Consider the following 8,036-nt stretch of genomic DNA (forward strand, 5'->3'; position numbering starts at 1 on the left):
CCCCGGGCGCCGTAGGCCAGGGGCGGCTTTCCTCTCTCCAGTGACAACGCGAGCCTTTCGACTGCCTCCGACACACCATCTTGCTAGAGACTGTTATTAGAGTTACAGTCTCTAACTAGAGCAAGCATCCATAACCTACAGAAGAGACGGAAGACGCCATGTCTGCTGCTGCATACGACCTCCACGCAGTACTCGGCTCAGGGCCTGCGGGCACCGCGCTCGCCCAGGAGCTGGTGCGCCGCGGTCACGCGGTTCGCCTCGTCGACCGCAAGGCCGACGGACCGGCGGTCACGGGTGTGGATCGGTACGCCGCCGACGTCAGCACCGCCGAGGGAGCCAGGGCCGCCGTCGCCGGTGCCGCCGTCGTCTACCACTGCGTCAATGTCGGCTATCACCTGCAGGTCGAGGTGATGCCCCGCATCCAGGAAGCTGTCCTGGGCGCGGCGGAAGCCGGCGGCGCGCGGCTGGTCGTGCTCGATACCCTCTACCCGTACGGCGAGACCGGCGGCGCGGTGATGACCGAGGACACTCCGTGGAAGGCGACGACCCGCAAGGGCCGTATGCGCGCCGACCTCGACGAGAAGTACCTCGCCGCCCACCGCGCCGGCCGCGCCCGTGTGGTCCTGGGCCGCTCCGCCGACTTCGTCGGCCCCGGCGTGGTCAGCTCCACCCTCGGCGGCGCCGTCTTCCCCGGAGCGCTGACCAGCGGCGAGATCCTGGGCCTGGGCGACATCGATCTGCCGCACAGCTACACGTACATCGATGACGTCGCCGCGGGCCTGGCCACACTGGGCGAACGCCCGGAAGGCGATGGCCGCGTCTGGCACCTGCCCACCGCGCCCGCCCTCACCACCCGCCAGATCCACGCCATGATCGAAGAGCGCGTCGAGCGGCCCTTGAGTGCAATGATCCTCGCCGAGGCCCGCCCCTTCGGCCCCTTCGACGACGTGTTTATGGCCGAGTACGCCGAGATGTTCTACCAACACACCGAGCCCCAGATCGTGGACTCGTCGGCCTTCGAGGAGACCTTCGGTGTGCACCACACACCGCTCACCGAGGCACTGGACGCCACCCTCGCGTGGTACAGCGAGTGGCTCACCCGACAGTGACCGCAGTGCCGCGGGCGCCAACCCGCACTCCCTCGTCGCCGACATCGGCACCTGTCGCTGGACCAACCGCGTCGTCGATCCCGACGGCCTGGCGCTCGGGGGCCGTCGAGACCGTGGCGGTCGCGTATCGGATTCCCGACCAGGGGAAGAACCGCTCGAGAGCTCTGCCTTTCGCGGCCGTCAGGCCCAGCAGCGAGGAACCACCCGCCGACAAGATCATCAGGCCATGGACCGATGCTGATCCTACGACCCGCTCCTGACGCGGCCGACGACAAGCCTGATCGCACTGATCGTCAGGTCAGGATCATGGATCTGCACATAGTGATCGCTTCCGGTGGCCAGGAAATGAGGGGTCTGCGGCCCCAGATCCACCAGAGCCTGCTGAACTTTCGGCCAGGCCCGCTCAAGACTTGTCAGGAGAGACTTCGGGGTGCGGGGCGGAACAGCGAAGGGCTTCGCCTTACTGAGAACCGCGACGGGTACATCCGGCATCGGCTGTGCTCCGGTAACTGCTTCAATTGCGCCGTCGACGTCAATGGTCTCGAAGCCACGTTTTGCGTCGAAGGCTGTACCTGGATGGTTGAGCAACTCCAGGTAGGCAGTCCAGTCCTTGCCGAAGAACGGCTTCATGTTCGTTCCGAAGGCGTCGACGAAGACAAGTCCGGCTGTCTGCTTCGGATGGCTCTGGGCGTACAACCGCGTGACCATTCCTCCGAAGGAGTGACCGACGAGCAGGTACGGACCGGGGACTTTCGCCGCGGTCAGCACCTTGTTGAGATCACTGACCATGCCCGTCAAGGAGCGCGCCCCGGTCACGGGCGTGCTGCGGGCGGTGAGTGTGGGGGGCTCCGTGTACCGGATGGTTCCGGGCCGGTCGTATTCACAGACACGGGTGAACATTGCGACACCGGGGAAGACCGCCGGGGAATTCGGCACGGGCGGCCGCGTATCGGTCACGTTCCAGGTGTCCGACGAGTCGTGGAACCCGGATTCCAGAATGACCGTGGGGCTCCCGTTTCCCTTGCAGTGCAGATAGATCTTGCGACCGCCGCCCACATCGACCGGACCGGAAAACTCCTTGGCCGCCGGCGTAGGGGCGCGGGCGGCTGCGGCGCTCGTCTCGACCGGGGTGCCGTCGCACCCCGACAATGCCATCAGTGCTGCCGCAACCAACGCAAGGGTGAAGACCGGTAGGCATGTGCGCATCAAACACTCCAGCGTCAATGTGGCTGCCCAGCGCGGCAGGAGCACTCAGTTGCGGACGGGCGCGAGAATCCGGCGCTCGAAGGCCTTGAACGCCGCCTCCTGCCGCCATTCCACCGCTGCCTTCGCGTTCGCCGCGAGGAACGCCGCACAGCCCGGTCCCGGTGCGCGCGGCCCGGGACGATCCGCAACGCACTCGCGCACGGAGCGGTAGCCGTCCGGGGTGCGCCACAGGCTGCGGCCCGGCAGGAACGCGTAGTCGAGCGAGGCGCGCGCCAGGTCCTTCAGTTCCCTGTAGGACAGGTCGTACGAGCGGGCCGCGCGCAGGTACTCGTCGCTGATGGTGATCCGGGAGACGCCCGCGTCATCCGTAGCCAGCACGACCGGGACGCCGCGCTGCCGGTAGAGCGGGAAGGGATGTTCAGGACCCGAGACCCCGAGGATCTGGTCGTTGCTGCTGAGCGGGACCTCCACGGCGACACGACGGGCTGCCATCGTCTGCAGCAGTTCGTCGGCCCTGTCCTCGTGCCGGACGTCGACACCGTGGCCGATGCGCTCCGCATGGGCGACGATCACCGCCTCGGCGATATGGAAGCGCAGGTCTTCGGGCTTGACCAGACCGGGCGCCAGTTCACCTGCGTGCAGGGTGATGTGTGCCCGGGGATAGACACGATGCAGATGGCCGAGCATACGCATGTGCAGGCTGTAGTCCCGCAGCGATACGGCCCCGTCCTCCGGCTGCACCAGGTTCACCGCGGCGAACCGCGGGTCGCGTTCGGCCAGTTCCATGGCCAGCACCATCTGCGTGAAAACCCGCTCGGGAGCGCTGTTCCGCGACACCTGGGAGATGAACCGGAACGGCACCGCGCAGCCCGGATCCGGCTTCGCACTGTCGCAGTGGGCGGTGGCACGGAACTCCGCGAGGCCCTGGTCGGCTTCGGTCTGCGCCTGCCGCACGACCCGGTCCATGGCGCCGTCGGCCAGCAGCTTCTCGTGCAGCCGCGACAAGTTTGCGTCGTAGCCGACCCGGTCGGCGAGCTCCCTGGCGCCCTGACTGTTCGGAGTGATCATCAGCTCTTGGTAGAACTGGTTCTGCTCGGCCACCGTGTTCGACACCTCGGCCAGCAGCTTCCCGGGATGCCGCCAGGTCGCCTCGCCGAACTTGCCGAAGGTGGCGAAGAAATGGTCGTGTCCGGACTCCTCGCCCGGCGTGAAGTCCTGCATCGACCAGGCGCGCAGGACCTGCTGCCGAAACCCCGCATCGCTACCCAACTCGGCGGCGGGCCGACTGTTTGCCGGGCACGGCGGGGGCAGAGCCCGCTGAGTGACGTTCTCGATGCACAGACCATCCGCCACGGCCAGGTCCATCAGCAGCTCGGTCGATGCCGCACCGGACAGATGGCTGTGCAGATCGCCGCCCTTGGGCAGTGCACGGAAGAACGACGCCAGCTCCTCCGGCCGGTCACGGATGCTGTCCAGATACACCGACACGCGCCGCTCGGCCACCGAGGACGGGTACCCGCCGGCGTCAACAGCAGCGGCGTCAGCAGCAGCGGCGTCAGCAGCAGCGGCGTCGGCCGCAGGCTGTGCGGCGAGCAGGGCCGCCGCCAGGGGCAGCAGAACTGAGGCGCGGCGCTTCAGCGCGACATGGCACATCCCGTTGATCACGCTGGCATCGTGGCCAGCGCCGCCTCCATCAGATGCAGCGACAGGCCGTGATCACCTGAAAGAATGAAAGTCGGTCGGTCGACCGAGGGCTGACAGCCGCTCAGGCACGGCTGGGGCCGGCCGGTACGTGCCGCACCCGGAGACCGGCAGTTCATAGGTCGGAAGTCCTCGGCGGATTCAAGTCGCCTTCCACCCACCCGGCTCGCAGCCGAAAGAGGCAGCGGCCGTGTACGGGCAGCCGTGCGCGTGACCCCACCGGGCGTGCCGCGGACGGCAGTTCCCGCAGGCGGCGGTCAGGAGATCGGCAGGACCATGTCAGGCCGGTCCCACATCACCGCGGGTGGATTCGCGCTCACTGTGCCGATCCGGTTCGCTCCCACACTGCGATAGAAGCCCTCCGCCGGCGGATGCGAGACGATACGGACACTGGAGAGCCCGGCGCTGCGCGCTTCGCCGACCAGGTGCTCGATCAGCTGCCTGCCGATACCCAGTCCCTGTGCGGCATCGGCGACGAACATCAGGTCGAGTTCCGGCGGGGACAGTACGAGGGCGTAGAAGCCGAGCACTCTCTCGTCATCGCCGACGGCGAGGAATACCCGGTGGGTCTCGATGTAGTCGGGTCCCACCCGGTATCCGGCGATCATCGGCGCGTACGGGCCCTCGTACGCACGGGAGTTACGCACCAGCCGCGTAAGCCGCTTCGCGTCCCGGGCGGTTGCCCGCCTGATCAGTACGACCTCTCTGACTGCCCGGCTGCCCATTCCGGTCACCCCTGGACGAACAGGCGGAAGGGCCGGCCGGCCGGGTCCAGGAGAACGCGCGCGTCGTCCTGCGGCTGGACTTCGGCCGGGCTCGCGCCTGCAGCGGCCGCATGGATGTCCTGGGGCCGCACGAGGCCGCGCCAGGCCCGCAGACAGTCGTCCGGTCGGCTGTTCGTGGTCATGCCACCACGGTAATCGGCCTCCGTGCGTGAGCCTCACCCTGCCTCTACCAGGGTTCGCGGGCCCCCGGTCACCCCACCCACCTGCAGATTCACCCATGTCCATGGAACCCCGTTGCGCACACATGCATGCACGCATATATTGCAGTCATGCAATCTTCAGCGGAGCGCAACCACCTGGAGCATCTGATGGACGCCACCAACGACCAGCACGCGATCTCCACCGTCATCGCCTCCCTCGTCGAGACCTGGCGCCTGCACGACGCCGACGCCTACGGCGAGCTGTTCACCGCCGACGCGACCTACACCACCTTCCTCGGCACCCACTACCGGGGCCGCAGCGACATCACCGAAAGCCACCGCACCCTGTTCTCCGGCTTCGTCAAGGGCACCCGGCTCGCCGACGAGATCCTGGACATCCGCTTCTTCGGGCCCGACACCGCCGTGGTCACCGGCCGCGGCGACACCTACAGGGGCAAGCAGCCGAAGAAGCTCAGCAAGGTCCAGACGTACACCATGGTCCGTGAGGCAGACGGCCAGTGGCGTATCGCCGCCTTCCACAACACCAAGTCCAAACCGCTCATGGAGAACATCTCCTTCAAGGTCGCCCCCGGGCTCGTGCCCGCTGCCCAGCAGTGAGCGCCGAGCAGCAGGCAGCGCACGAGGACGCCCCGACCGGCCTGGTGCAGACTCCTGATCGCCATGGCGGGCGGCAAGCAAGCCGCCCCGGCTCCACCGGCATGCCCATGAGCTCCACCGACCTGCACACCACGCTGTCCGTACGGGGGAATGCTCACCATGTCCACTGCACGCTTAGGTCGTCGTCGCCTGTTGCTGAGCATGGGAGGTGCGGCACTGCTGGCCGGCGCGGGCTGGGCCACCAACTGGCTTGTGGCGTACAACAGACACGAACTCAGCAATACCGGCACGCTCGACTTCACACGCCGGCTGAAAATCCCCCCGCTCCTCGACCCGTCCCCATCCGGCGACGGGAGCAAGCGGTACGACCTCACACTCGCCCCGGGCCGCACCGAACTCCTCCCCGGGAAGAAGACCGACACCTGGGGCGCGAACGGCAGTTACCTCGCCCCCACCTTGCGCGCCCGCCGCGGCGACAAGGTGACCATGAACGTACGCAACAACCTGCCCGAGCCCACCACCCTGCATTGGCACGGCATGCATCTGCCCGCCTCGACGGACGGCGGCCCGCACCAGACGATCAACGTCGGCGCGACCTGGCGGCCTCAGTGGACCGTGCGGCAGCCCGCCTCCACCCTCTGGTACCACCCGCACCCGCACGGCTCCACCGGCTCGCACGTGTACCGCGGCGTCGCCGGGATGATCATCCTCGACGACGAGGAGTCGGACCGTAACGGCCTGCCGTCCGCGTACGGAATCGACGACATACCCCTGGTGATCCAGGACAAGAACTTCCACGACGACGGATCACTCGACTTCAGCGAGACCAGCCTCAGCGACGACATCGCCGCCGTCGACAACATGGGCGTGCTCGGGGACACCATCCTGGTCAACGGCATCTACGATCCGTACTTCGAGGTCACCACACGCCGCGTACGCCTCCGGCTGCTCAACGGCTCCAATGCGCGGATCTACCAGCTCGGTTTCCCCGGCGACCGGAGCTTCCATCTCGTCGCCACCGACAACGGCGTACTCAAACGCCCGCAGGCGCTCACCCGGCTGCGGCTCGCCCCCGGCGAACGCGCCGAGATCGTCGTCGAGTTCAAGCCCGGTGAGGAGGCCGTGCTGCACAGCTTCAAGCCGGATCTGGGCATCGGCTTCCCCGACAGGCGCTTCGTGGGTGGGGACGACACCTTCGACATCATCGCGCTGCGCGCCGCCGCCACCCTGAAGGACTCCCCCGCGCTGCCCACGCAGATCGCCGGTGCTCCGGCGGCGATCGAGGTCCCCGGCTCCGCAAAGACGAGAAAATTCACGTTCGTCGGTATCCAGATCAACGGCAAGACCATGGACATGAACCGGGTCGACGAAGTGGTGGCGGCCGGAGCCACCGAGATCTGGGAGATCGAGCGCGGCGACGGCTGGCTGCACGCCTTCCACCTGCACGGCGCCACGTTCAACGTACTCGAGGTGAACGGCGGGGAACCGCCCGCCCATATGCGGGGCCCCAAGGACACCGCATTCCTGCCGGTCACGGGCACGATCAAGCTCGCGGTCCGGTTCGACACGCTCACCGACGACAAGACGCCGTACATGTACCACTGCCATGTCCTGCGCCATGAAGACCAGGGCATGATGGGCCAGTTCCTGGTCGTCGAGCCGGGCGAGGAGGGCAATGTCAGCACCACCCTCACCGGCGGCTCCGCCTCGCACCACGCGCTCGGCCCCCAGGAGGAGAAGTCTCCGGGATGACCCACGAGGCCGTCGGCGTCAGCTTCCCCGGTGGACGGACGCTGCGCAGCATCGCCTGCGACCTGGAACCCAGGACCGCGCGGGCCGCGGGCCGCGCGTGACGGGAGGGGGTCTGGCGCCGGGCGCGCACACGCGGTGGAATGTGCGCGCGCTTCCCGCGTGATCGTCACTTCCCGGGCCCTGGAGGCACGATGGCGAGACCCACTGTTGTCCGTACGGTACGGAGGCTGGGCGTCATGGCCATCGCTGCCTCGTTGCCGGCGGCGCTGCCCGCCCCCGTCGCGCAGGCGGACGATCCGGCGCTGAGGATCGTCGGCAACCGGACGCAGCCCGTCTTCTCCCGCGCCGACGCGGTGTTACAGCAGGTGGACATCGAGACGGCGACGGACAGCGACGGTGACGGCAGGCGCGACACCGTCCGGATGCGGATCCTGCGGCCCAAGGAGACCGATGCGGGGCTCAAGGTCGCCACGATCATCGAGGCGAGCCCGTACTGGGCGGGCGGCAATGACGTACCCAATCACGGTGTCGATCTCGACGAGGACGGGCTGCCGGTCGCCGCAGTGCTGCGGCCGCACCGGAACCGGCCGGCGCTGACCGGACCCTCGGTGCCCTGGGGCGGGTACTACGACAACTGTGAGACTCCTGGAGTGCCGTCGGGGGCCGGAGCCTGACCCGTGCGACAACTGGCCACAGTTGCCTTGGAGTAGATCTGTCGGCTTCCG

General features: G+C 67.9%; 9 protein-coding genes. 4 read left to right on the top strand and 5 right to left on the bottom strand.

All coding sequences use genetic code 11. The features are described 5' to 3' along the window. Positions 1 to 158 precede the first annotated feature (158 nt). Positions 159 to 1,109: an NAD-dependent epimerase/dehydratase family protein gene (locus AB0D12_RS35535; RefSeq protein WP_362692497.1), complete on the top strand. Its 951-nt coding sequence runs from the start codon at positions 159 to 161 to the stop codon at positions 1,107 to 1,109. On the opposite strand, the gene AB0D12_RS35540 is transcribed toward AB0D12_RS35535, so the two are convergent. From AB0D12_RS35540 to AB0D12_RS35560, 5 genes are all read right to left on the bottom strand, one after another. Further along, entirely contained in the window at positions 1,096 to 1,329 is a 234-nt protein-coding gene (locus tag AB0D12_RS35540; protein WP_362692500.1) for a hypothetical protein, read from the bottom strand. The two genes, AB0D12_RS35535 and AB0D12_RS35540, sit on opposite strands and share 14 nt — an antisense overlap. A gap of 23 nt (positions 1,330 to 1,352) precedes the next feature. Continuing rightward, positions 1,353 to 2,360 carry an alpha/beta hydrolase gene (locus AB0D12_RS35545; RefSeq protein ID WP_362692503.1) on the bottom strand — a complete coding sequence of 336 codons (1,008 nt, stop codon included), beginning with the start codon at positions 2,358 to 2,360 and terminating at the stop codon, positions 1,353 to 1,355. After that, entirely contained in the window at positions 2,361 to 3,968 is a 1,608-nt protein-coding gene (locus AB0D12_RS35550) for an adenosine deaminase (protein WP_362692521.1), read from the bottom strand. Between the two features lie 305 nt (positions 3,969 to 4,273). Further along, entirely contained in the window at positions 4,274 to 4,741 is a 468-nt protein-coding gene (locus AB0D12_RS35555) for a GNAT family N-acetyltransferase (RefSeq protein WP_362692506.1), read from the bottom strand. 5 nt (positions 4,742 to 4,746) lie between these two features. After that, positions 4,747 to 4,923 carry a hypothetical protein gene (locus tag AB0D12_RS35560; protein WP_362692509.1) on the bottom strand — a complete coding sequence of 59 codons (177 nt, stop codon included), beginning with the start codon at positions 4,921 to 4,923 and terminating at the stop codon, positions 4,747 to 4,749. A 147-nt stretch (positions 4,924 to 5,070) separates the two neighbouring features. Here AB0D12_RS35560 and AB0D12_RS35565 point away from each other — a divergent pair, with 147 nt between their 5' ends. The 3 genes from AB0D12_RS35565 to AB0D12_RS35575 all read left to right on the top strand — a co-directional run bounded on the left by AB0D12_RS35565 (position 5,071) and on the right by AB0D12_RS35575 (position 7,985). Further along, entirely contained in the window at positions 5,071 to 5,559 is a 489-nt protein-coding gene (locus tag AB0D12_RS35565) for an SgcJ/EcaC family oxidoreductase (RefSeq protein WP_362692512.1), read from the top strand. A 201-nt stretch (positions 5,560 to 5,760) separates the two neighbouring features. Then, entirely contained in the window at positions 5,761 to 7,311 is a 1,551-nt protein-coding gene (locus AB0D12_RS35570; RefSeq protein ID WP_362692524.1) for a multicopper oxidase domain-containing protein, read from the top strand. Between the two features lie 236 nt (positions 7,312 to 7,547). Further along, positions 7,548 to 7,985 carry a hypothetical protein gene (locus AB0D12_RS35575; RefSeq protein WP_362692515.1) on the top strand — a complete coding sequence of 146 codons (438 nt, stop codon included), beginning with the start codon at positions 7,548 to 7,550 and terminating at the stop codon, positions 7,983 to 7,985. The last annotated feature ends 51 nt before the right edge of the window (positions 7,986 to 8,036 follow it).

This window comes from Streptomyces sp. NPDC048479 (genome assembly GCF_040651435.1).
GTDB lineage: Bacteria > Actinomycetota > Actinomycetes > Streptomycetales > Streptomycetaceae > Streptomyces.

Coding starts and splice junctions, on each gene's coding strand:
- AB0D12_RS35575 (WP_362692515.1), top strand. CDS start 7,548: ATGGCCATCGCTGCCTCGTTGCCGGCGGCGCTGCCCGCCCCCGTCGCG.
- AB0D12_RS35550 (WP_362692521.1), bottom strand. CDS start 3,968: ATGTGCCATGTCGCGCTGAAGCGCCGCGCCTCAGTTCTGCTGCCCCTG.
- AB0D12_RS35535 (WP_362692497.1), top strand. CDS start 159: ATGTCTGCTGCTGCATACGACCTCCACGCAGTACTCGGCTCAGGGCCT.
- AB0D12_RS35570 (WP_362692524.1), top strand. CDS start 5,761: ATGGGAGGTGCGGCACTGCTGGCCGGCGCGGGCTGGGCCACCAACTGG.
- AB0D12_RS35565 (WP_362692512.1), top strand. CDS start 5,071: ATGCAATCTTCAGCGGAGCGCAACCACCTGGAGCATCTGATGGACGCC.
- AB0D12_RS35560 (WP_362692509.1), bottom strand. CDS start 4,923: ATGACCACGAACAGCCGACCGGACGACTGTCTGCGGGCCTGGCGCGGC.
- AB0D12_RS35540 (WP_362692500.1), bottom strand. CDS start 1,329: ATGATCTTGTCGGCGGGTGGTTCCTCGCTGCTGGGCCTGACGGCCGCG.
- AB0D12_RS35555 (WP_362692506.1), bottom strand. CDS start 4,741: ATGGGCAGCCGGGCAGTCAGAGAGGTCGTACTGATCAGGCGGGCAACC.